Below are 23,969 nucleotides of genomic sequence, written 5' to 3' on the forward strand. Positions count from 1 at the left end.
ACGGTCCAAGCATAGTCCAGCCCCTCGCCCGCTCCATGCCGGTCGTCGACCGTCCCACCCCTCAGGCCAGGTCGATCTCCACCGTTTCGCCGCGCAGGCGCACCGGCCAGACACGCAGGCGTTGCTCCGGGTACTCCAGGCAGGCACCGTCATCCAGGCGGTAATGCTGCTTGTACAAAGGCGAGGCGATCACCAGCGCACCACCCAAGTGGCCGACGATGCCCCGGCCAATCACGTTGGCGCCAGAGAGCGGGTCGCGGTTGTCCACCGCGAACAGGCGTTCGCCCTCCGCGTCATGCAGGTAGAACAGCGCCACTTGAGCACCGTCCACCCAGGCCACCACGCCGGAGTTCGGCACCAGGTCAGTACGACCGCAAAGGGCCCGCCACTGGCCGCCCTGGGCCAATTGATAATCGATGCGTTGCGCGCTTACTTGGGCCATCAGACCACCTCCTCGGCTACCGGAATCAGGTTGAGCTCTGCCGCTTTCACCGGGCGGCGCTGCCCGCGTTCGTTGACGAAATGGATGTCAGGGTCTCCGCGCTGGTCGTTGACGAAGGTGCGGAAGCGCTTGAGTTTTTCCGGGTCCTGGATGGCATTGGCCCACTCGCATTCGTAGCGGTCCACCACCGTCTGCATCTGCGCCTCCAGCTCCGCAGCCAGGCCCAGGCTGTCGTCAATGATCACCGCCTTGAGATAGTCCAGCCCGCCTTCCAGGCTCTCGCGCCAGACCGAGGTGCGCTGCAGCTTGTCGGCGGTGCGGATATAGAACATCAGGAAGCGGTCGATGTAGCGAATCAGCGTTTGGTCATCCAGGTCCGTGGCGAACAGTTCGGCATGACGCGGGCGCATACCGCCGTTGCCACAGACGTAGAGGTTCCAGCCCTTCTCGGTGGCGATCACGCCGACATCCTTGCTCTGCGCCTCAGCGCACTCACGGGTGCAGCCGCTTACTGCGAACTTGAGCTTGTGCGGCGAGCGCAGGCCCTTGTAGCGATGCTCGATGTCCAGGGCCATCTTCACGCTGTCCTGCACGCCATAACGGCACCAGGTGCTGCCCACGCAAGACTTCACGGTACGGGTGGACTTGCCGTAGGCATGGCCGGTTTCGAAGCCGGCGGCGATCAGCTCGCCCCAGATGTCCGGCAACTCGTGGAGCTGCGCGCCGAACAGGTCAATGCGCTGGCCGCCGGTGATCTTGGTGTAGAGGTTGTATTTCTTCGCCACCTCGCCGATGGCGATCAGGCCCTCCGGCGTGATTTCGCCACCAGGGATGCGCGGCACTACCGAGTAGGTACCGTTCTTCTGCATGTTCGCCATGAAGGTGTCGTTGGTGTCTTGCAACGGCACCAGCCAGGGCTCCTGGATCGGGCGGTTCCAGCAGGACGCGAGAATGGAGCCGATGGCCGGCTTGCAGATCTCGCAACCGACATGGCCGCGGCCATGCTTGGCGAGCATCTCCTCGAAGGTCTCGATGCCTTCTACACGGACGATCCCGTACAGCTCTTGCCGGGTGTAGGCGAAGTGTTCGCAGAGGCTCTTGTCCACCGCCACGCCACGGGCAGCGAGCTCATGCTCGACGACCTGCTTGAGCAGCCCCGCGCAGCCGCCGCAGCCGGTAGCCGCTTTGGTGCAAGCCTTGACGCCGGCCAGATCCGTACAGCCACCCTCGATGGCGGAGCAGATCGAGCCCTTGCTGACGTTGTGGCAGGAACAGACCGTGGCGGTGGCCGGCAACGCGTCCGCGCCCAGGGCCGGGGCCGCCTCGCCCAGCGGCAGGATCAGGCTGGAGGGATCGGCTGGCAGCGTGATGCCGTTCTGCACGTATTGCAGCAGCGTGTCGTAGTAGCTGTTGTCGCCAACCAGCACGGCGCCCAGGGCCTGCTTGCCGTCGGCGGAAACCACCAGGCGCCGGTAGCTGGAGGTGGCTTCGTCGATGAAGCGGTAGCTGCGGGCGCCCGGCAGCGCGCCGTGGGCGTCGCCGATGGAGCCCACGTCCACACCCAGCAGTTTGAGCTTGGTGGACATATCGGCGCCAATGAAGGGATCGGCGGCTTCGCCGCAGAGTTGCGCGGCCACGCCGCGGGCCATCTGGTAGCCCGGCGCAACCAGGCCGTAGATACTGCCATTCCAGGCCGCGCATTCACCAATGGCGTAGATGTCCGGGTCGCTGGTCAGGCACTGCCCATCGATGGCTACGCCACCACGAGGTCCCAGCTCCAACCCGCATTGGCGGGCCAGCGCGTCCTGCGGCCGGATGCCGGCGGAGAAGACGATCAGGTCAGTTTCCAGGAAATCGTCGCCGGCGAAGTTCATCCGGTAGCGGTACTCGCTGCCCGCGCTGATGGACTGGGTTCCCTTGGACAGGTGAACGCCCACGCCCAGCGCTTCGATCCGCGCCTTGAGCGCCTGGCCACCCTGATCGTCGAGCTGCACCGGCATCAGGCGCGGGGCGAACTCCACTACATGGGCATCCAGGCCGAGGGATTTCAGCGCGTTGGCCGCCTCGAGGCCGAGAAGGCCACCGCCCACCACCACACCACGTCGCGCCTTTTCAGCAGCCGCGCGAATGGTGTCGAGGTCGGCCAGGGTGCGATACACCAGGCGCGAATCGCCCTCAGCGCCCTCGATCGGCGGCACGAAAGGATAGGAACCGGTAGCAAGCACCAGCTTGTCGTAATTCACGCAACCCTCGGCGGTGATCACCTCGCGGCGCTCACGGTCGATCTCCAGCACCGGCACGCCCAAGTGCAGGGTGACGCCTGGGCGCTGATACAGCGCGGCTTCGCCCAGCGCCAGCGACTCGGCATCGCGTCCGCCGAAGTACTCGGACAGATGCACGCGGTCATAAGCACGCAGCGGCTCTTCGCTGAATACATGCAACCGATAGCGGTCCAGTGCACCGCGCTCGATCAGTTGTTCGACGCAATGGTGGCCGACCATGCCATTGCCGATGACGACCAGCGTTTGCACATCATTGAAGGTAGCGACGTTGGAGTTCATAAGTAGCACCCGGACCAAGCCAATCACGTTTTCGGGGGCAAAAAAAAACGCCTGGAACCAAGGGGTTCCAGGCGCCTTTGCCTGTTCGTTCTTGGGTGCCGCCGGGCCTCGCTGCCGGGCGCACCTTCAGGAGCCTGGGGTCCTGATGGGACCTGCGATCGCCATTGATCGTCCAGGCTGCCCAACCGCCTGTTCGGGGAGGGCTCGGTCAAGGCTATGCAGCGGTTGTGCCAGCTTTCGAAATACCTCGCCAATAGACCGGCCAGGCCTGTCTATTTCGGGACTTTCAGCACCGAATGACTCTATTCCAGGAAACAAGCAGTGCATCTCGGCAAGTCTACTGACAGGCCCCAAAAAAGTGCGAGCACGCTGCCGACGCCCCAACCTTGCGCCGAATCCAGCAGCCAGATCTGGTCACAATGAGCTTTGGCTCAAAGAAAGCTCAGTCGGCTAATCTGCATGGACCAATGGGTTCCGCGGGGGAACGCAATGTCATTCGTCGATGGGATAGTCGCCCAGGTTCTGATTCTGGAAACCGGGCTTTACCACGCTTACATGCGCCTAGCCGCTGGTACTGACGATGAAGCCCTGCATGACTTGCGAATCAATCTGCGCCGCTTGCGCAGCCTGCTTCGCCCGCTGCGCGGCAAGGACGGCGTGACAGATCTAGACCAGGCCGCAGCCGAGGTCGGCAAAATGACCACGCCCGTGCGCGACTTGGAAGTGCTGATCCAGGAACTCCGCCGCAAGGGGCTCAACGGCCCCGCCAATGTGCGCCAGGACACCCTGGCTGCCAGCTACGCCGCGATTATCGAGAGTTCGACACTCCAGCAATTCTTTACCTGCCTGGATGAATGGCCGACGGCATTCCGTGCGGCTGAACAGGACGGGGAACTGCGCGGCATGAAGAAACGCGTACTCAATCGCCTGGAAAAACAGGTGGAATCGCTGAAAGCCGCTTTGTCAGATCCGGCCCATGACCGGCACCAGATACGCTTACGGGTCAAACGCACTCGTTATGCCGCCGACGCTTATCCTGATCTTTCGCCAATCTCGACCGAAACAGCAGCTGCACTGAAAACCCTCCAGTCGGCGCTGGGCACCTGGCATGACCACTTCCAGTGGTGCCTGAAAGCCAAACAGGAACCGGACCTTCACCCCCTGCTCCACCGCTGGCAGACGGAAGGCAATGCCGCGTTGCTGCAGGCAGAAGCGGACCTGGTGCGTTTGGCCGAGTGCCTGGAATAATCCTGCCAGTTCAACCCAGACTGCCGGCGAACCGCTCGGCCAGGCGCTCGCGGGCAAAGTTCTCGGTGACGAAGTCGATGAACGCGCGGGTCTTGCCCGGTAGCAAGGTGCGGCTGGCATAGTAGATCGAGATCGACCCGGCATCCGCATACCAGCGCGGCAACAGCCGCACCAACTCGCCACGTTCCAGCCAAGGCAACACATCCGGCACCGCCAGCAGCGCGACGCCCTGATGCAGCAGCGCAGCCTCGCGCATGGCGGCAGGGTCGTTGAGCATGATGGTCTCGGGCAAGTGGGCGGCCACTTCCGCGCCAGCCACATCCCGCATCGTCCAGTGGCGGACACGGCCGGTGCGGGGCGAGCGCATCACGATGCCGTCAACGTCAGCCAGCTCCTCAGGGCTGGTCGGCACCGTACGGCCGGCCAGGTAAGCGGGTGAAGCGACGGCAATGATGTGAGCCGGTGCAACTGGCCGCGACACGATGCCCGAAGAGAGCTCGAAACCACCACCGATGGCCACGTCATAGCCCTCGGCGATCAGGTCCACCGAGCGGTTCTCCAGATGCCACTCCGGTCGCACCTGCGGATATCGCGCGCGGAACGCCGGTAGCAGCGGTAACAGGTGCGTCATGCCGAAGCTCGGCGCCATGCTCACCTTGAGCACGCCAGCCGGCTCGCCCTGATCGGCCCCCACGCTGGCAATGGCCGCCTGCAGCGCCTCCAGGTTGCCACCAATAGCTTCCAGAAAGCGCTCGCCCGCCTCGGTCAGGGTCAGCTTGCGCGTCGAGCGCTGGAACAACCGCACGCCGATGTTGCGCTCAAGCATCGCCACATTGCGGCTCACTGCTGCCGGTGTCAGGGCGAGGCGGCGTGCCGCGGCGGAGAAGCTGCCGGTCTCGGCACTGCGGACGAAGGACTCCAGGTTGGCGAGGGTTTCCATGGGCATCCTTAAACAAATGCTTGAAGATCATTCAATCCATTAGCGTCTAATCAAAGAGTAATCGACGAGCGATAGTGACTCCACCCCCAACCCATGGAGTTCATCGAAATGATCACTACCCTTCCCCTTGCCGGCAAGACCGCACTCGTCACCGGCGGCTCCCGTTCCATCGGCGCCGCCATCGCCAAGCGCCTTGCCGCTGATGGCGCCGCCGTCGTCCTGACCTACAGCGCATCGCCGGAAAAAGCCTTTGAGGTCGTACGCACTATCGAAGACGAAGGTGGCCGCGCCGTCGCCATTGCCGCCGACGCGGGTGACCCCTCCGCCGTACGTGCAGCTGTTGCCGCCACCGTCGAATCCTTCGGCGGTATCGACATCCTGGTCAACAACGCTGGCCTCGGCCTCGGTGGCCCCATCGAAGACATTCCCTTCGAGACCTACGAGCGCATGATCGCGGTCAATGTCACCGGAGTGTTCGTCGCCACCCAGGAAGCCGTGCGTCACATGAAGGCCGGAGGGCGGATCGTCCATATCGGCTCGTCCATGACCCACTACGCAGCCTTCCCCACCGCGTCGCTCTACACCCTGACCAAAGGCGCCGTCGCCGGCTTCAACCGCAGCCTGGTCCGGGACCTCGGCCCGCGTGGCATCACTGTCAACACCGTGCACCCTGGCCCGACCGACACCGACATGAACCCGGATGGCGGCCCGGTGAGCGAAATCGTCGGCCCCGGCATCGCGATCGGTCGCTACGGCAAGCCCCATGAAATCGCCAGCGTCGTCGCTTTCCTCGCCAGCCCGGAAGCGGCCTTCGTCACCGGCGCCGACATCATCGCCGACGGCGGTTTCACCGCCTGACCTACTGATTCCTGCCCCCACTGAAGGAGCATCACCATGAGCACCATCGGCATCATCGGCGCCGGCGCAATCGGTTCCGCCTTCGCCAAGGCCCTGGCCAATCAGGGCATCGCAGCAGTCATCGCCAATAGCCGCGGGGCGGAGTCCCTGGCGGATCTGGTTCGCGAACTGGGTCCCAGCATCAAGGCTGGAACACGTGAAGAAGCCGCCGCCCAGGACATCGTGCTGGTCGCGGTCAACTGGTCCAGGCTACCGGCAGCCCTCGACGGTCTGCCGGACTTCGGCGGACGCATAGTGATCGACGCCAACAACCCGATCGAAGCACCGCTGTTCAAACCCGCCGAGCTGAGCGGCCGGCTGTCCAGCGAAGCGTTCACCGACCTGGTGCCGGGCGCACGCGTGGTGAAGGCCTTCAACCACCTGCAACCACACCTGGTATCCGGTGACCCGAAAGCCGAAGGCGGCCGGCGCGTTCTGTTCTACTCCGGCGACGACGCCCGCGCCAAAGCACAGGTGGGCGGGCTCATCGAGCAGCTGGGCTTCTTCGGCATCGACCTCGGGGCCCTCAGCGTCGGCGGCAGCCTCGTGCAGTTCCCCGGTGGCCCGCTGCCGGGCCTCAACCTGGTCAAGTTCGGCTGAAACCCGACTGCGCCACCCTCGGCAACTATGCTTAACCTGCTGCCTGGCAGCAGGTTGGGAGGCGCTCGACATGCAACTCATCTCCGTGAAGATCGACAAGCCGGACGACACCAATTTCGTCTTTGGCCAGACCCATTTCATCAAATCCGTCGAAGACATCCACGAAGCGCTGGTGGGCGCCGTACCCAGCATCAGATTCGGCCTCGCCTTCTGCGAAGCCTCGGGTAAATGCCTGGTGCGCTGGTCCGGCACCGATAGCGCGATGGTCGAACTGGCCCAGAAGAACGCCATGGCCATCGGCGCGGGACACAGCTTCATCCTCTTCCTGGGCGACGGTTTCTACCCACTCAACGTGCTGAACACGCTGAAGATGGTGCCCGAGGTGTGCCGCATATTCTGCGCCACGGCCAATCCGACAGAGGTGATCCTTGCCGAAACCGGGCAAGGCCGCGCCGTGCTCGGGGTGGTGGACGGCCTGCGTCCTACAAGCATCGAAGGTGACGACGATATCCTCTGGCGCAAGGGCCTGCTGCGGCAGATCGGCTACAAGTTGTGAGGGCCAAGCCGAGCGACGGAATGTTTTTCCTGTAGGCGCGAAACCATTGGCTCTGTCTGAGCTAGCTGTTGCCAGGAATAGACCGTCGAGCGAAGCGTCTTGTAGCAGCAGGGGGACGCCGAGTCCTTGCTCGCGAAAAGGTCCGATTCGCGAGCGAGCTCGCTCCTACAGCAAATGCAGCCAGTTGCAACACATGACTGGGACATAGCCAATTCATTCACCAAGCTGGCCTGCCCATCGCCCACCACAAACACAGCAGCCCCCTCCGGTTACGCGTAAAATGCCGCACGCTCTTCCACAGACAACGAACCATGACCCCAGAAGCTCTCGGCACCCTCCTGCACCATCTCACCACCGCGCTCAGCACCGTCCCCGACGAGGCCCGACGCCTCTTCCATGGTCGCGGCCGACGCTGGGAAGGCCTCGAACAGGTCACTGCCGACTGGCTGCAAGGCGTCTTGCTGGTCTCCCTCTTTCGCGAACCCGCTGCCGACGCGTTGGCCGACTTGAAAGCCATGTTGCTGGCCTTGGCCAATTCCCCCGCCTGGAATCAGAGCAAGGCCCACACCCTGTTACTGCAGCACCGCTACCAACTGGACAGCACCACGGAATTCCTGGTGGGGGATGAGATCGAGGAGTGGCACATCACCGAGAGCGGCCTGCGCTTCAAGCTGGACATCGGCAAGAAGCAGAACAGCGGCCTGTTCCTGGACATGCGCTACGGTCGTCGCTGGGTACAGCAGCAGGCTAGCGGCAAGCGCGTGCTCAACCTGTTCGCCTACACCTGCGGCTTTTCGGTTGCCGCCATCGCCGGCGGGGCCGAACACGTGGTGAACCTGGACATGGCCAGGGCTGCCCTTAGCCGTGGGCGCGACAACCATCGACTGAACCAGCACGACCTTGGCAAGGTTAGCTTCCTCGGCCACGAGTTGTTCAAGTCCTGGGGCAAGGTCAAGAAAGAAGGCCCTTACGACCTCGTCATCATCGACCCTCCGTCGTTCCAGAAAGGCAGCTTCGCCCTGACCCGCGACTACCAGAAGATCCTGCGACGGCTGCCGGAGCTGCTGAGTGAAAATGGTGTGGTGCTGGCCTGCGTCAACGACCCCGCCATCGGCCCGGACTTCCTCATCGCGGGTATGGCCCAGGAAGCGCCGAGCCTACGTTTCGAACAGCGCTTGGAAAACCCGCCGGAATTCGCCGATGTCAGCTCCGACAGCGGCCTCAAGGCCCTGGTATTCGTCCAGGGCTGATCGCCTTTCCTTAAATGCAATCACTTTGCCTACCTGGCTGCATTGACAGCCGGGTACCGCCTACCCACGCCTTCCCTCCCACCCCGTAAACGGGCGCACAATCCTTTGCCCCCAGCCGTGCTTCGGTGCCCTGGAATTGTCCGATAAATTCCTCTTGATTATGGTTGTATAGACATGTTTATATGCGTCCATGCCCAAGCGGCAAATCCAACAACAACAGGCAACCAGTCTTCTCGGAGCCCACGATGAACAAGCCAACCCGTTTCCGTGATGTCGAAATCCGCGCCCCGCGTGGCAACCAGCTGAACGCCAAAAGCTGGCTGACCGAAGCGCCGCTGCGCATGCTGATGAACAACCTCGACCCCGAGGTCGCGGAAAACCCGAAGGAACTGGTGGTCTACGGCGGCATCGGCCGTGCCGCGCGCAACTGGGAGTGCTACGACAAGATCGTCGAGACCCTGAAAGAACTGAATGACGACGAAACCCTGCTGGTGCAATCCGGCAAACCGGTCGGCGTGTTCAAGACCCACGCCAACGCCCCGCGCGTGCTGATCGCTAATTCCAACCTGGTGCCGCACTGGGCCAACTGGGAACACTTCAACGAGCTGGATGCCAAGGGCCTGGCCATGTACGGCCAGATGACCGCCGGCAGCTGGATCTACATCGGCAGCCAGGGCATCGTCCAGGGCACCTTCGAGACCTTCGTCGAAGCCGGCCGCCAGCACTACAACGGCAACCTGACCGGTCGCTGGGTCCTCACCGCCGGCCTCGGCGGCATGGGCGGTGCCCAGCCGCTGGCCGCGACCCTGGCCGGCGCCTGCTCGCTGAACATCGAATGCCAGCAAAGCCGCATCGACTTCCGCCTGAAGACCCGTTATGTCGACGAGCAGGCCAAGGACCTCGACGACGCCCTGGCGCGCATCGCCAAATACACCGCCGAAGGCAAGGCGATCTCCATCGCCCTGCATGGCAACGCCGCTGAAATCCTGCCGGAACTGGTCCGCCGTGGCGTCCGCCCGGACATGGTCACCGACCAGACCAGCGCCCACGACCCGCTCAACGGCTACCTGCCGATTGGCTGGACCTGGGAACAGTACCGCGACCGCGCGCAGACCGAGCCGGCTGCCGTGGTGAAAGCCGCCAAGCAGTCCATGGCCGTGCACGTGCAGGCCATGCTGGACTTCCAGAAGCAAGGCATCCCGACCTTCGACTACGGCAACAACATCCGTCAGATGGCCAAGGAAGAAGGCGTGGCCAATGCCTTCGACTTCCCCGGTTTCGTGCCAGCCTATATCCGCCCGCTGTTCTGCCGTGGCATCGGCCCATTCCGCTGGGCCGTGCTGTCCGGCGACCCGCAGGACATCTACAAGACCGACGCCAAGGTCAAGGAACTGATCCCGGACGACGCCCACCTGCACCGCTGGCTGGACATGGCGCGCGAGCGCATCAGCTTCCAGGGCCTGCCGGCACGTATCTGCTGGGTCGGCCTGGGCCAACGTGCCAAACTGGGTTTGGCGTTCAATGAGATGGTCCGCTCCGGCGAGCTGTCGGCACCCATCGTGATCGGCCGCGACCACCTGGACTCCGGCTCGGTCTCCAGCCCCAACCGCGAGACCGAAGCCATGCAGGACGGTTCCGATGCCGTCTCCGACTGGCCCCTGCTCAACGCCCTGCTGAACACCGCCAGCGGTGCCACCTGGGTTTCGCTGCACCACGGCGGCGGCGTGGGGATGGGCTTCTCCCAGCACTCCGGCATGGTGATCGTTTGTGACGGTACCGACGAAGCGGCTGCGCGCATCGCCCGCGTGCTGACCAACGACCCTGGCACCGGCGTGATGCGCCATGCCGACGCCGGATACCAGATCGCCATCGATTGCGCCCACGAGCAAGGTCTGAACCTGCCGATGATTGGCAAAGGAGCTTGAGAATGAACCAGCTGAACCTGAAACCCGGACACCTGACCCTGGCCCAGCTGCGCCAAGCCTACCTTGCACCGCTGCAGGTAACTCTGGATGCCAGTGCCGCTGAGCCCATCGAGGCCAGCGTCGCCTGCGTCGAACAGATCCTGGCCGAAGGCCGCACCGCCTATGGCATCAACACCGGCTTCGGCCTGCTGGCTTCGACCCGCATCGCCCCGGCCGACCTGGAAAAGCTACAGCGCTCACTAGTGCTGTCCCACGCCGCCGGCGTGGGCGAGCCGCTGGACGATGCCATGGTGCGCCTTATCATGCTGCTCAAGGTCAACAGCCTGGCCCGCGGCTTCTCCGGCATCCGCCGCAAGGTAATCGACGCGCTGATCGCCCTGATCAATGCCGAGGTCTACCCGCACATCCCGCTCAAGGGTTCTGTAGGTGCATCCGGTGACCTCGCACCGCTGGCGCACATGTCGCTGGTACTGCTGGGCGAAAGCAAGGCTCGCTACCGCGGCCAGTGGTTGCCTGCCACCGAAGCCCTGGCCGTGGCCGGCCTGGAGCCGCTGACCCTGGCCGCGAAGGAAGGCCTGGCGCTGCTCAACGGTACCCAGGTATCCACCGCCTACGCCCTGCGCGGCCTGTTCGAAGCAGAAGACCTGTTCGCCGCTGCCACCGTCTGTGGCGGGTTGAGCGTCGAGGCCATGCTCGGCTCTCGCGCGCCCTTCGATGCCCGCATCCATGCCGCTCGCGGCCAGCGCGGACAAATCGACGTCGCCGCCGCCTACCGTGACCTGCTCACCGCCAGCAGCGAAATCGCCCGCTCCCACGAAAAATGCGACAAGGTGCAGGACCCTTACTCCCTGCGCTGCCAGCCACAAGTGATGGGGGCCTGCCTGACCCAGCTGCGCCAGGCTGCCGAGGTGCTGGAGATCGAATCCAACGCTGTCTCGGACAACCCGCTGGTGTTCGCTGCCGAGGGTGATGTGATCTCCGGCGGCAACTTCCATGCCGAGCCGGTGGCCATGGCCGCCGACAACCTGGCGCTGGCCATCGCTGAGATCGGCTCGCTGTCCGAGCGCCGCATTTCCCTGATGATGGACATGCACATGTCGCAACTGCCGCCCTTCCTCGTGGAAAACGGCGGGGTCAACTCCGGCTTCATGATCGCCCAGGTCACCGCAGCCGCCCTGGCCAGCGACAACAAGGCTCTGGCGCACCCGGCCAGCGTCGATAGCCTGCCCACCTCGGCTAACCAGGAAGACCACGTCTCCATGGCACCGAACGCCGGCAAGCGCCTCTGGGCCATGGCCGACAACGTGCGCGGCATCCTCGCCATCGAATGGCTGGGTGCCTGCCAGGGCCTGGACTTCCGCGAAGGCCTGAAGAGCTCGCCGAAGCTGGAAGAGGCCCGTGGTCAGCTCCGCGCCAAGGTCCCGTACTATCAGGAAGACCGCTTCTTCTCCCCGGATATCGAGACGGCCAGTGAACTGCTGGCCAGCGGCTGCCTGAACGGACTGATGCCGGCCAAGCTTCTGCCGAGCCTCTAACCCCAACTCAGTGAAACCCAGCCTGCTCCGGTGATGGATAAACCCACCGGAGCGGGATGGTGTCGCTCATCCATAAGAACAATGAGGAGAGCAGAAGGATGAAAGATCAAACAGGCCTGCAGCGTGGCCTGAGCGCACGCCATATCCGCTTCATGGCCCTGGGATCGGCCATCGGTACCGGGCTTTTCTACGGTTCGGCATCGGCGATCCAGATGGCGGGTCCGGCGGTTCTGCTGGCTTACCTGATAGCCGGCGCAGCGGTGTACATGGTGATGCGCGCCCTCGGGGAAATGGCCGTGCACAACCCGGTTTCCGGCTCCTTCGGCCACTATGCCAGCAGCTACCTGGGCCCTCTGGCCGGCTTTGTCACCGGCTGGACCTACGCCTTCGAGATGATCATTGTCGGCCTGGCCGACGTCACGGCGTTCGGCATCTACATGGGCTTCTGGTTTCCAGAGGTGCCCCGCTGGATCTGGGTGCTGTCGCTTGTCTTCTTCCTCGGTGGACTCAACCTGTGCAGCGTGAAGGTCTTCGGCGAGCTGGAGTTCTGGTTGTCGCTGCTGAAGGTCGGCGCCATCGTCGCGATGATCCTCGCCGGATTGGGCATCATGGTGTACGGCTTCGGCATAGCCGATACCGGCGCGGCCACCGGTATTCATAACCTCTGGGAGCACGGCGGCTTCATGCCCAACGGCATCAGCGGCCTGATCGCGTCGTTTGCGGTGGTGGTATTCGCATTCGGCGGCATCGAGATCATCGGCATCACCGCCGGAGAAGCCAAGGACCCGCAGCGGGTACTGCCCAAGGCGATCAACGCAGTGCCAGTGCGCATCCTGCTGTTCTACGTGCTGACACTCTTCGTGCTGATGGCGATCTTCCCGTGGCCGCAAATCGGCAGCAAGGGCAGTCCGTTCGTGCAGATCTTCGACAGCCTCGGCATCAGCTCGGCCGCTACGATTCTCAATATCGTGGTCATCTCCGCAGCGGTATCGGCTATCAACAGCGACATTTTCGGCGCCGGTCGCATGCTCTATGGGATGGCACGCCAGGGGCAGGCACCTGCCGGCTTCGCCAAGGTCTCGCGCCATGGCGTGCCATGGATGACCGTGGTGGTGATGGGTGTCGCCCTGCTGATCGGCGTGCTGCTGAACTACCTGATCCCGGAGAACGTCTTCCTGTTGATCGCCTCCATCGCCACCTTCGCCACCGTCTGGGTGTGGCTGATGATCCTGTTGGCCCAGGTGGGAATGCGCCGTTCGATGAGCGCTGACGAAGTTGCCGCACTGAAGTTCCAGGTACCGCTGTGGCCGGCAGCACCAGCCGCAGCCATCGCCTTCATGCTGTTCATCTTTGGTGTCCTGGGCTACTTCCCTGATACCCAGGCTGCACTTGGGGTCGGGGCAGTCTGGATCCTTCTGCTGGTAGCCGCCTACTGGCTCTGGGTGCGCCCCAAGAACCAGGGAGTGCCAAGCGCCGTGGCAAACCTGGCGGACTGATGGCTAAAGCCCGGCCACGTCGCCGGGCCTTAGCCCCACCCAGGTCGAGAGCCTGGGAGTACCCTTCTGCCCGGGTAGGTCCACACTTCAATTGGTACGGCCCTCCTCTAGCGGAGGGCCTTGGCTCGAATCAAGAGACGATACATGCCATCCCACATCCACGCTTCCGCGTTGCCGATCGCCAGAATGGCAAGGCAGCACTCGAGCCGGGAGAACTGAAATGAAGCATCTCTGGCATAACTGCCACGCCGCCACCATGAAGGACGGCAAGTACAGCATCATCGAGGACGCCGCTCTGGTGACCTACGCCGGCCGCATCGAGTGGATCGGCCCATACGAACAACTGAAGTCCATCCCCTACGACGTGGAGGTCGACCTCGACGGTGCCTGGGTAACTCCTGGCCTGGTCGACTGCCACACCCACCTGGTGTTCGGCGGCGACCGTAGCGCCGAGTTCGAGCAGCGCCTGCAAGGCGTCAGCTACGCCGAGATTGCCGCCCAGGGCGGTGGTATTGCCAGCACCGTGCGCGCCACTCGCGAAGCCCCCGAGGACGAGCTGTTGGCCAGCGCAACCCGCCGCGCAGAGCAACTGCTGCGCGATGGCGTCACCACCCTGGAAGTGAAGTCTGGCTACGGTCTGGACCTCTCCAGCGAACGCAAGATGCTGCGTGTCGCTCGGCGCCTGGGCGAAAACCTGCCACTGACGGTTCGCGCCACTTGCCTGGCCGCCCACGCGCTGCCACCGGAATACGCTGGTCGCGCCGATGATTACATCACCCACATCTGCGACGAGTTGCTTCCTGCCTTGGCCAGCGAAGGCCTGGTCGATGCCGTGGATGCCTTCTGCGAGCATCTGGCCTTTTCCCCAGCGCAGGTGGAACGGGTGTTCAAGGTCGCCAAGGGCCTGGGCCTGCCAGTGAAACTGCACGCCGAACAGCTGTCGTCCTTGCATGGCTCCAGCCTGGCCGCGCGCTACCAGGCGCTGTCCGCTGACCATCTGGAATTCATGACCGAGGAAGACGCCATCGCCATGGCTGCTGCCGGCACAGTTGCCGTGCTGCTGCCGGGAGCCTTCTACCTGCTGAGGGAAACCCAGCTCCCCCCCATCGACACCCTGCGCCGCCACGGCGTGCCCATGGCGGTCGCCAGTGACCTCAATCCCGGCACTTCGCCCGCCCTGTCGCTGCGCCTGATGCTGAACATGGCCTGCACCTCATTCCGCCTCACGCCGGAAGAGGCCCTTGCCGGGACAACACTGCACGCCGCACGTGCCCTGGGCCTGGCCGACAGCCACGGCAGCCTCGAAGTGGGCAAGGCCGCCGACTTCGTCGCATGGGACATCCAGCGCCCTGCCGAACTGGCCTATTGGCTGGGCGGCGATCTGCCCAAGCGGGTGATTCGACACGGAAAGGAGATCAACTTTGGCTAAGGTACTGACCTTCAATCGCGGCCGCGTGCCGCTGCTGATCAGCATGCCCCACCCTGGCACCCAGCTCACCCCGGCAGTAGAGGCCGGCATGGTTGCGGCTGGCCTCGAGCTGGCCGATACGGACTGGCACATCCCGCGCCTGTATGAATTTGCCGTCGAACTGGGAGCCAGCACCCTGGCGGCCGAGTATTCGCGCTATGTCATCGACCTCAACCGCCCGGCCGACGACAAGCCGCTCTACACGACCGCCACCACGGGCCTCTACCCGGAAACCCTGTTCGATGGCGCGCCGCTGTACCGCGAGGGACTGACTCCTTCTGCCAACGAGCGCGCACGCTACCTGGCCGAGATCTGGACGCCCTACCACCAGACCATCGTCGACGAGCTGGCGCGAATGAAGGCCGAATTCGGTTACGCGCTGCTGTTCGATGCCCATTCGATCCGCTCGCTCATCCCCCACCTGTTCGAAGGCCGCCTGCCGGACCTCAACCTGGGCACCAACGCCGGCGCCAGTTGCGATCCGAGCCTGGCTGAAGCACTGGTGGCCACCTGCGGCGAAGCTCGGGACTACAGCCATGTGCTCAATGGGCGCTTCAAAGGCGGGCACATCACCCGTCACTATGGGCAGCCGGAGCAGCACATCCACGCCGTGCAGCTGGAGCTGAGCCAACGCTGCTACATGGAGGAAGCCCCGCCCTACCCCTACGTCGAAGACCGTGCACAGCAACTGCAGGCTGTTCTCCGGAACCTGCTGCAAGCCATGTTGAGTTGGGGCCAGCAACGCTACGGCCGCTGATCCGCTACTCCCGGCAAACGCACTTCAACCGGCCGTCTGGCGGGTTGAAGTGCCGGGCCTTTTCAACCCGCCCCTCCATTCGGACTAGCCAGCCTGCATCAGGCGCGGAGCGGCGAGCCATGGCTTCATGACGCCCTATCGGCAGCTGGCACCGAGCGATCTCGCCCCAGCTGCCGCCACCACAAGGGACGCCATGATCGACATCCACACATCCAGAACCCAAGACCGCCTGCGCCAGGCCGCGCTGGACCTGTTCCTGGTCAACGGCTACCAATCCACCAGCCTGCGCGACCTCGCCAGTTCGATTGGTGTGCATGCCGGCTCCTTGTACAACCACATCGAGAACAAGCAGAGCCTGCTCTTCGAGTTGATCGAAGAGTGCATGGACGACCTGCTCAACCTGACCCGGCGCCGCCTCAAACGCGCACTTCCTGGCCAATCACGGGTTCATCTGTTCATCCAGGCGTTCATCGACTTCCAGGCCGGAGACAAGAAAAGACTGATTCTTCTGGGTCGAGAGAAGAACAATCTCTCCAAGGAGCAGCAGCAACGGATCTACAACCTGCGCGGTGACTACCTGGACTGCTTGAAGCGGGTGATCCATGCCGAGGCCGGTATCCCGGAACGGGAGGAGATCGAGCTGAGGTTCCTCGCCAGCAGCGTAATAGGCATGCTGGAGAGCTTTGTCCTGTGGGACCACAGCTTTCAGTCCCTGTCGAATCAGGAAGTGGTGGAGCGTTTTACCAACATGGTTGCCAGAGCGATATCCCCTCCTCGGGAACAGCGCTCTCACCTACCGGGCAACGAACCCACCAGGAAATCGCCTGCTTCTAGGCAGTTGCCGTCGCCAACGAGACACTATCCGCAAGCCGGCCCGCCGGGACGGGACGGCTGAACAGATACCCCTGGAACGCCCGGCAGCCGTGTTCCATCAGGAAGTCATCTACTCCACGGTTTCCACGCCTTCGGCCACGACGCTCACGTTCAGATTGTCGGCCATTGCCATGATGGTCCGCGTGATCGCCGCATCGTTCTCGTCCGTCGGCACGTCTTAGACAAAGGACTTGTCGATCTTCAACTGCTCCAGCGCCCTTGAGGAGCTCCGCATTTAACGTCAGGCATATCTCATTTCATTACAGATCGTTAACTCACGATCATTGGGACCAATGCATTCACATCCGTTGCGCAACCCTACTTTTTCAGAACAAACCAACGTCATCCACTACAGGCGCAAGTAAGCTCCAAACTCGAAGGGACCGCACGGCGGCTTTTCACCATCCATGATCGGGACCGTCTTGCCAACCGAGCCAGGTCGGGGCCAGAGTGCCCGCAAAATCATCGCGTAGAACCGCACACAGCGAGTATCTTCGCCAGCCTTTGGAATGCATGCGTTAAGGAAGTGTCGTCGCATGATGAGAACAACAATTCGAACCGCCATCATCTGCGCGATCGCACTGTGCTCGGCAACGGCTATCGCCAAGGTAGAAGTACAAGCCGTCCAGCATAAGACCATCGGCCTGGTGCTTGCGGCCAAGATTTCCGAAGACATTGCCCCCGGCGACTATGAGGCGCTGATCAGTGGCATCAGGGCCAACCCGGGCAAGTACGCGAAGAAGGTCGTGATCCTGGACAGCATTGGTGGCAGCGTGCCCGAGGCTATCAAAATGGGTCGCCTGCTGCGTGAGACAGGTTTCGATGCCCTGGTTCCCTCCAGCAGCGTCTGCCAGGGCACCTGCATCTACCTGCTGGCCGCCGGCCGCGAGAAAACTGTACGCGGGTATGTCGGCCTGCACCGACCGTACTTCCCGAGCGGCGACTCCGCCCTCGCCGACCTCACCCATAAGGGCGTGCGCTACAACCCGACAGACTACTTCCGGGAAATGAACATTCCCACGAGTCTGGTTGAAGAGATGCAGGCGATCGAGCCATGGAAAATGCGCGTGCTGACATCGGAGGACCTGGCCAGATATCGGCTCAACTAGATTGCAGCCGGGCGGGCCAGCTTCCCCGAGACCGATGCGCGCCTTTGCGCCGAAGTCTGCTGCCGCCGCTGTCCGCACCTATACTCGAAACACCGAGGTCGGACGTGCTGAGTGCTCCGCTGGAAAGATGGCTGCATCTCGTCTATCAGCGCACCGAGGCAGACTTCATCCCGTGATTCAACGGCGACTGGACTCAACTATGGCTGACCATGACGGTGGCTTGGTACAAGCTGAGCGGCAGTGGGGGCAACTCCGCCCCTTCTGCCTCATCACCACGCTGGTTGCTTCGCTGACGCTCCCAGGTTGCACACGCATTGGCCCCGACACGGTGACGCTGGATCGCTTCGACTACAGCTCTGCCATCGCCGACTCCTGGAAACAACAGACACTGCTCAACATCGTCAAGTTGCGCTACATGGACATGCCTGTATTTGTCGATGTCGCCTCAATCGTCGCCGGTTATTCGCTGGAAACCGGCGGCAGCATCGGTGGACAGATCTCGTCGGCCGATGCGATTCAAGGCAACAGCGTCGTGTTGGGTGCCAACGGCAAATACACGGATCGCCCCACGATTACCTACGTGCCGCTGACCGGTGAAAAATTCCTCATCGGACTGCTGACGCCCATCGATCCGAAGAATATTTTCTCCATGCTCCAGTCAGGCTATGCAGCGGATTTCATCCTGGGCCTGACTGTCGAGTCGCTCAATGGTGTACGCAATCGCTCGGCAATGGCGGGTGCCCTGCGCGAGGCTGAACCGGAATTCTTGCGTGCGCTGGAGTTGATTCGCGATATCCAGGCCGCCGGCGCCGTGGGCATGCGCGTAGAAGAGGACAAGGTCAAAGGCAGGACCGCTGTTCTATTCATGCGCCGCGATGATGTCGCTCCCGAGATTCTGGAAAAACAGAAAGATGTCCGTCGCTTGCTTCACTTATCGGAAGGTCGCGAGCGGTTCGTGCTCAAGTATTCACCGGCACGCGGAGAAGAGGACGAGCTGGCGGTGAACAGCCGTTCGATGCTGCAGATCATGACAGCGTTTTCCAGTTACATCGATGTGCCCCAAGAGCACCTCAACGATCAAAGTGCGGTGCCTACCGTCGAAAAGGGCAGTGTCGAGAATCGCGTGTCGCGAATTTTCATTCGCAGCGGCAAGGAAAAGCCCGAGCACGCTTACACGACGGTGCATTATCGTGATCACTGGTTCTGGATCGATGACACCAACTGGCAGGCGAAACGTGCACTGGCGGCCATCATGTTCTTCTTCACGCTGTCGGAAACCGGCAGCAATGACAAACTGCCGTTGATCACAATCCCAGCGCAGTGATTGGACGTGTCAGTACTGATTTATCCTGCGGTACGGCCAATAGGCTAAACCAGCACTTGGCGGGTGCTGGCAATCAGCTCATGGACCTGGCGCTCGACATGCGCCTCAATGGGTACTTCCGGACCACGGCCGCGGGGACATGGCAAGCTGGGGGTCGTCCCGAACAGTCGGCAGATCAGCGGGCGTTGATCGTACACTTCACAGCCGTGCGGGCCGAGGTGCACGCAGTTCCATTCGGCAAGCGCTGCGTCATGTTCAGCGTCGCTCTTCACGGGCAGTCGTGATAGCTCCTCGGACGACGCCGTTACCGGCCCGCAGCAATCATGGCAGCCAGGCACGCAGGCGAAGCTGGGGATCTGGCGGCGCAACTGGTCGATCTTTCGGCTGGTACAACTCATGGAACGGTCTCTCTTGTGATCGCCTGCATTCTAACTGCCAGCTGGCGAATGTCTCCTTCTATATTGCGCCGGTGCGTGAGGCATCTACATGGCCTCGACCATCCTGCACCTATCGGCCGCGACCGACTTATGCTGCCGCCGAGCGGTCTGCGCCTTGGGCGAACTATCGCAGTGACTTGTGGATGTGCCCTTCCCATTGGTGCCGACGGCTCTGGTTGTAGCCCAGAGCAAACCAGCGATCGGTATCATCGAGCGCACGACTGAAGGTTTCGAGCACTCGCCGAATCTTGGCTTCCCAATCGCATTATTGCGAGACCAGATCAGCTTCACGACGGTGTCGCTTGCGTCTGAACCCGAGTTCGTGAAGAACACCTTGCTCATCGGAACCGGCGTCATCTCGATCAATTTCTCTGCCAGCTCAATGCTTGGGCTATGCGCCTTGTGACTGAACAGGTGATAGAACGGAAGCTTCCGCAGCTGTTGATCAGCCGCCTTGATCAGGCGTTCGTTGCTGAAACCCAGCGCCACACCCCCAAATCCGACGTGGCCTCGATGTACTGCTTGCCTTGATCATCGTAGACGTAGACGCCCTCCCCTCGTTCGATGATCAATGGGCCTACTTCCTGGTGCAGCCGAGCATCCGTGTAAGGGTGTAGCTGATACTCAACATACTTTTGAGCGAGTGTGAGATCAGGCATGTTCATGATTGGGCACTCCCGTGAATTCGTGCCTACGGAGCAAGGCATTGTTGTCTATAGGCATGGCCTGCTCATTACAGCTTGATCCACGTGGCCTTGAGTTCGGTGTATTTGTCGAACGCGTGCAGCGACTTGTCGCGACCATTACCCGATTGCTTGAAGCCACCGAATGGTGCGGTCATGTCACCACCGTCGTACTGGTTGACCCAGACGCTGCCGGCACGAAGCGCTTTGGCGACCAGATGCGCTTTGGAGATATTGCTCGTCCATACAGCAGCGGCCAGGCCATAGGGCGTGTCGTTAGCGATCTGGATCGCCTCTTCGGCACTGTCGAAGGTGATAACGGAAAGTACGGGGCCGAAGATTTCTTCTCGAGCGATCCGCATGGAGTTCAAGACGCCTTCGAAGATGGTCGGCTCGACGTATACCCCGCCCGTTTCTTCCAGCACCCGCTTGCCGCCGATCAGCAGCTTGGCACCATCGGCATGGCCCGCCTCGATGTAGGAAAGGACGGTGTTGAGTTGCTGGGTATCGACCAGGGCACCGACATTGGTCGCCGGATCAAGGGGATTACCCGCTTTCCAGTTCTTGATCGCCTCGACAACCAGAGGCACGAAGTCGTCCTTGATCGAGCTCTCGACAAGCAGGCGCGAGCCAGCGGTGCAGACTTCACCCTGATTGAATGCGAAGGCCGCAGCTGCAGACTCCGCAGCTGCCTGAAAATCAGGCGCATCGGCGAATACGATGTTGGGACTCTTGCCGCCAGCCTCGAGCCAGATGCGTTTCATGTTCGACTGACCGGCATACACCAAGAGTTGCTTGGCGACCTTGGTCGAACCTGTGAAGACCAGGGTATCAACGTCCATATGCAGAGCCAGAGCCTTGCCGACCGTATGACCATAGCCCGGCAGCACGTTGAGAACGCCTTTGGGGATACCAGCCTCTACGGCCAGCTGGGCAACTCGGATCGCGGTCAGCGGGGACTTCTCAGACGGTTTGAGAATGACGGAGTTGCCTGTAGCAAGAGCCGGCCCCAGCTTCCAACAAGCCATCATCAACGGGAAGTTCCAGGGAACGATTGCGGCAACGACTCCGATCGCCTCCCGAGTTACCAGACCAAGCTGGTCATGGGGCGTGGGCGCCACTTCGTCGTAGACCTTATCAATCGCCTCACCACTCCAACGAAGAGCAGACGCGGAGCACGCCACATCAACATTCAGCGAGTCGCTGATCGGCTTGCCCATATCCAACGTTTCCAATAGGGCCAGCTCCTCGGCGTGCGCCTCGACGAGCTCAGCAAACCGGATCATGACCGCTTTTCGACTGGCAGGTGCAAGCTGCGACCAGACTCCGGAATTGAAGGTGGCACGAGCATTCACAACAGCACGATCTGCATCCGCCTGATCGCAGCTGGCGACCTCGGCGAGCAGACGACCATCCACCGGGCTTATGCAGTCCAACGTCTCCCCATCAGTTGCATTGGTGTACTCGCCATTGATGAATGCGCGACCTTCGATCTTCAGGGCCTTTGCTCTGGATTCCCAGTCGGTGCGGGTCAGGTTGATCATGTCGTTTCCTCTCATCGTATTGCTGCAACGCATGGCTAATTCTGGAAAAGCGCAGGCACAGGAGCTGATCCAGGTCCTTATTGAGGCAAGCCTCAGATGTTGTTCAAAAAGTCGCGAAGTAGCGCTTTGCAGTTGGCCTGGTTCTCGGGCTCTCGAGCCTGAATCTCGGCACGCATCCGCTCCGGCAGATCGCCAGCCGACGCAAGGAATCGCTTGCCTTCTTCCGTCCCATGCCAATAAGCCGTCCAGGTATCGAACATCTCCGTATCGATTTCCGGATGAAACTGGACCCCCATCGCCCGTCCTTTCCGATAAGCCTGGGGGGCGAGATCCGTCAGTCCCAGCAAGGTGGAGCCTGGTGGCGGAGTGAACGCATCGAAATGAAAGTTGAGCCATGGCCCTTTGTGTGCCCAGCCATCAGGCGTCTCAAGCGGCGTCCAACCAATCTCCGGAACAGCGTTTCGATAAACCTGTCCACCCAATGCTCGGGCCAGAAGCTGGCTGCCGAAGCAAATCCCTAATGTCGGAACACCCCTCGCCTGGACGGACTGGAGCCAGGTCAGTTCATTGGCCAGCCATGGCAACCGGTGATCGTAAGCAGACTCGGGACTGCCCATCACAACCGCCAGGCCGAGGCTATCTGGATCGGGCAAGCCTGCAGATACCGGAATGACCTCTAGCTGGACACCTAGATCGGAAAACAGATCCGGAAGGCTCCCAAGGACATCGGTATCCGAGTGAGTGATGGCGACAGCACGTTCGGGTCTCATGGGGCGCTCCTGAGGGGCAAGCAAATACTTATGAAACCATATCTTAAAGCTAATTAACTGCCAATCCCTCTTCTGCTAGACGCCAAAACCGGGCCGAGAGATCGCCGACGAGGGCAACAGAAAAGGTGGACTAGAGACCGAATCGGACAAGCGGGCGTAAAAATCCGGTTGAAAGATATGAAACCATATTTTAAATTGAAATCACCTCACTCCCTCGACAGGCGGCTACAGACAGCTTCCTCGGGAGAGACGAATGGCGTAGCGCAGGGCCTTGGGCTGTTGAGCCTCTGGCGAGATGTCCACTCAAGAAGCCTTTAACAAAAATCGGAGGTGTCTAAATGTCATCCAGTGTTCCAACTACGCTTGAGGCCGCCCCTTACCTAGATGTGGCTGACCCTTCATTTTCAATCCGCTCCCAGGCTGTAATCGATGCCCGTGAGGAAAGCTGGTTTGCGCGCACGCCCTACGGCATCGCGATTCTGCGATACGACGAAGTTAACGCTCTGATTCGCGATCAGCGACTGCGTCAGGGCAGTTACGCCTGGCCGGCGCACAACAAGGCGACCGGAAGCTTTGCGGACTGGTGGCTGAGAATGCTCCTGAGTCGAGAAGGCGCGGACCACTCCCGCCTTCGCCGCCTTGCGAATCCGGCCTTCTCCCCGAAGCTGGTCCGCAAGATGACCCCTGAATTCCAGGCAATGGCCAACGAGTTGATCGACAGCTTCATCGATGTCGGCCATTGCGAGTTTGTCTCCCAGTTTTCCGAACCCTACGCAACTCAGGTGATCTGCTCCCTGCTCGGCCTGCCTCGCAGTGAGTGGCGCGGGCTGGCAGAGCTCGCCGTCGATATGGGCCTGGCCTTGGGCGTCACGTTCAAGCAGGACGAGGCCAAGATCAATGCTGCGACCGACAAGCTGTTCGGCTATGCAGCAATGGCCGTCGAGAATCTCAAGAAGAACGGTCTGGGTGATGACTTCCTCAGCATGCTGGTCAAGGCCAACGAGGAAGACAAGGCAGCGCTGAGTGATCAAGAGCTGTACGACATGATTGTTCTCGCGATCTTTGGCGGGATCGACACCACGCGTAACCAGATCGCATTGGCAATGGACACCTTCATCCAGCATCCAGAACAGTGGAAGCTTCTGGGGGAACAGCCCGACCTGGCCCGAGCGGCGGTCGAGGAGGTCATGCGAGTTCGCCCGACTGTCACATGGGTAACCCGGGAAGCGCTCGAGGACTTCAACTTCCAGGGACTGGAAATCAAGAAAGGCACCACTGTCCACTTGTTCAGCCAAGCCGCCGGCACTGACCCCAAAGCCTTCGAGAACCCAGAGTTCGACATCACGGCCAAGCGCCAGCCGCACTTCGGCTTCGGCGCAGGCGCTCACCATTGCATCGGCCACTTCATCGCCCGAGGTGATATGACCGAAGCTCTTAGCCTGCTTGCCCAGCGACTGAAAGGCCCCTCCTACAACGGTGAAGTGACGTGGCTGCCTGATAGCGGCAATACCGGCGCCACTGCACTGCCGATCAAGTTCGACCGAGGGGTCTGAT

22 protein-coding genes are annotated in these 23,969 nt (G+C 61.9%); 14 read left to right on the forward strand and 8 right to left on the reverse strand.

The window, feature by feature from the left end:
* Positions 1-61: 61 nt before the first annotated feature.
* Positions 62-442: a nitrite reductase small subunit NirD gene (nirD, locus tag OXH74_RS24335; protein WP_375739230.1), complete on the reverse strand. Its 381-nt coding sequence runs from the start codon at positions 440-442 to the stop codon at positions 62-64.
* The gene (gene nirB, locus OXH74_RS24340; protein WP_375739231.1) at positions 442-3,003 is read right to left on the reverse strand and encodes a nitrite reductase large subunit NirB; all 2,562 of its coding nucleotides are present in this window, start codon (positions 3,001-3,003) and stop codon (positions 442-444) included. Before nirB ends, nirD begins: the two co-directional genes overlap by 1 nt.
* A gap of 489 nt (positions 3,004-3,492) precedes the next feature.
* Between nirB and OXH74_RS24345 the strand changes: the two genes are divergently transcribed.
* Positions 3,493-4,251: a CHAD domain-containing protein gene (locus OXH74_RS24345; protein ID WP_375739232.1), complete on the forward strand. Its 759-nt coding sequence runs from the start codon at positions 3,493-3,495 to the stop codon at positions 4,249-4,251.
* Positions 4,252-4,261: 10 nt separating this feature from the next.
* Here OXH74_RS24345 and OXH74_RS24350 read toward each other — a convergent pair whose 3' ends face one another.
* A complete protein-coding gene (locus OXH74_RS24350; RefSeq protein ID WP_375739233.1) occupies positions 4,262-5,191 on the reverse strand; it encodes a LysR substrate-binding domain-containing protein in 930 nt (309 codons plus the stop codon).
* Positions 5,192-5,299: 108 nt separating this feature from the next.
* Here OXH74_RS24350 and OXH74_RS24355 point away from each other — a divergent pair, with 108 nt between their 5' ends.
* The 12 genes from OXH74_RS24355 (at position 5,300) to OXH74_RS24410 (ending at position 18,981) form a co-directional block, all read left to right on the forward strand.
* Positions 5,300-6,049 carry an SDR family NAD(P)-dependent oxidoreductase gene (locus tag OXH74_RS24355; RefSeq protein WP_375739234.1) on the forward strand — a complete coding sequence of 250 codons (750 nt, stop codon included), beginning with the start codon at positions 5,300-5,302 and terminating at the stop codon, positions 6,047-6,049.
* A gap of 36 nt (positions 6,050-6,085) precedes the next feature.
* The gene (locus tag OXH74_RS24360; protein ID WP_375739235.1) at positions 6,086-6,688 is read left to right on the forward strand and encodes an NADPH-dependent F420 reductase; all 603 of its coding nucleotides are present in this window, start codon (positions 6,086-6,088) and stop codon (positions 6,686-6,688) included.
* Positions 6,689-6,758: 70 nt separating this feature from the next.
* Entirely contained in the window at positions 6,759-7,244 is a 486-nt protein-coding gene (locus tag OXH74_RS24365; RefSeq protein ID WP_375739236.1) for an adenosine-specific kinase, read from the forward strand.
* A gap of 311 nt (positions 7,245-7,555) precedes the next feature.
* Complete coding sequence (locus OXH74_RS24370; protein ID WP_375739237.1) at positions 7,556-8,494, forward strand: class I SAM-dependent methyltransferase; 939 nt, start codon at positions 7,556-7,558, stop codon at positions 8,492-8,494.
* A 245-nt stretch (positions 8,495-8,739) separates the two neighbouring features.
* Complete coding sequence (gene hutU / locus OXH74_RS24375; protein ID WP_375739238.1) at positions 8,740-10,419, forward strand: urocanate hydratase; 1,680 nt, start codon at positions 8,740-8,742, stop codon at positions 10,417-10,419.
* Positions 10,420-10,421: 2 nt separating this feature from the next.
* A complete protein-coding gene (hutH, locus tag OXH74_RS24380) occupies positions 10,422-11,954 on the forward strand; it encodes a histidine ammonia-lyase (protein WP_375739239.1) in 1,533 nt (510 codons plus the stop codon).
* Between the two features lie 98 nt (positions 11,955-12,052).
* Positions 12,053-13,450, forward strand: a complete 1,398-nt coding sequence (locus OXH74_RS24385) for an amino acid permease (RefSeq protein ID WP_375739240.1) — start codon at positions 12,053-12,055, stop codon at positions 13,448-13,450.
* 220 nt (positions 13,451-13,670) lie between these two features.
* Positions 13,671-14,879, forward strand: coding sequence for an imidazolonepropionase (gene hutI / locus OXH74_RS24390; RefSeq protein WP_375739241.1), 1,209 nt, complete (start codon positions 13,671-13,673; stop codon positions 14,877-14,879).
* Complete coding sequence (gene hutG / locus OXH74_RS24395; protein ID WP_375739242.1) at positions 14,872-15,675, forward strand: N-formylglutamate deformylase; 804 nt, start codon at positions 14,872-14,874, stop codon at positions 15,673-15,675. Before hutI ends, hutG begins: the two co-directional genes overlap by 8 nt.
* Before the next feature lie 193 nt (positions 15,676-15,868).
* Positions 15,869-16,570 (forward strand): TetR/AcrR family transcriptional regulator, encoded by a 702-nt coding sequence (locus OXH74_RS24400; RefSeq protein WP_375739243.1) that lies wholly within the window; start codon positions 15,869-15,871, stop codon positions 16,568-16,570.
* 514 nt (positions 16,571-17,084) lie between these two features.
* Positions 17,085-17,657: a hypothetical protein gene (locus OXH74_RS24405; protein ID WP_375739244.1), complete on the forward strand. Its 573-nt coding sequence runs from the start codon at positions 17,085-17,087 to the stop codon at positions 17,655-17,657.
* 199 nt (positions 17,658-17,856) lie between these two features.
* Complete coding sequence (locus tag OXH74_RS24410; RefSeq protein ID WP_375739245.1) at positions 17,857-18,981, forward strand: hypothetical protein; 1,125 nt, start codon at positions 17,857-17,859, stop codon at positions 18,979-18,981.
* A gap of 44 nt (positions 18,982-19,025) precedes the next feature.
* On the opposite strand, the gene OXH74_RS24415 is transcribed toward OXH74_RS24410, so the two are convergent.
* From OXH74_RS24415 to OXH74_RS24435, 5 genes are all read right to left on the reverse strand, one after another.
* Positions 19,026-19,379 carry a YkgJ family cysteine cluster protein gene (locus OXH74_RS24415; RefSeq protein WP_375739246.1) on the reverse strand — a complete coding sequence of 118 codons (354 nt, stop codon included), beginning with the start codon at positions 19,377-19,379 and terminating at the stop codon, positions 19,026-19,028.
* A gap of 84 nt (positions 19,380-19,463) precedes the next feature.
* Positions 19,464-19,907 carry an aminotransferase class III-fold pyridoxal phosphate-dependent enzyme gene (locus OXH74_RS24420; RefSeq protein ID WP_375739247.1) on the reverse strand — a complete coding sequence of 148 codons (444 nt, stop codon included), beginning with the start codon at positions 19,905-19,907 and terminating at the stop codon, positions 19,464-19,466.
* On the reverse strand, positions 19,877-20,083 hold the full coding sequence (locus tag OXH74_RS24425; protein ID WP_375739248.1) for a hypothetical protein: 207 nt from the start codon (positions 20,081-20,083) through the stop codon (positions 19,877-19,879). Before OXH74_RS24425 ends, OXH74_RS24420 begins: the two co-directional genes overlap by 31 nt.
* A gap of 68 nt (positions 20,084-20,151) precedes the next feature.
* Positions 20,152-21,645, reverse strand: a complete 1,494-nt coding sequence (locus tag OXH74_RS24430; protein WP_375739249.1) for an aldehyde dehydrogenase — start codon at positions 21,643-21,645, stop codon at positions 20,152-20,154.
* A 92-nt stretch (positions 21,646-21,737) separates the two neighbouring features.
* Positions 21,738-22,415, reverse strand: a complete 678-nt coding sequence (locus OXH74_RS24435) for a type 1 glutamine amidotransferase (RefSeq protein WP_375739250.1) — start codon at positions 22,413-22,415, stop codon at positions 21,738-21,740.
* Between the two features lie 338 nt (positions 22,416-22,753).
* Here OXH74_RS24435 and OXH74_RS24440 point away from each other — a divergent pair, with 338 nt between their 5' ends.
* Complete coding sequence (locus OXH74_RS24440) at positions 22,754-23,968, forward strand: cytochrome P450 (protein WP_375739251.1); 1,215 nt, start codon at positions 22,754-22,756, stop codon at positions 23,966-23,968.
* The last annotated feature ends 1 nt before the right edge of the window (position 23,969 follow it).

This window comes from Metapseudomonas boanensis, assembly GCF_042232855.1.
Lineage (GTDB): Bacteria > Pseudomonadota > Gammaproteobacteria > Pseudomonadales > Pseudomonadaceae > Metapseudomonas > Metapseudomonas boanensis.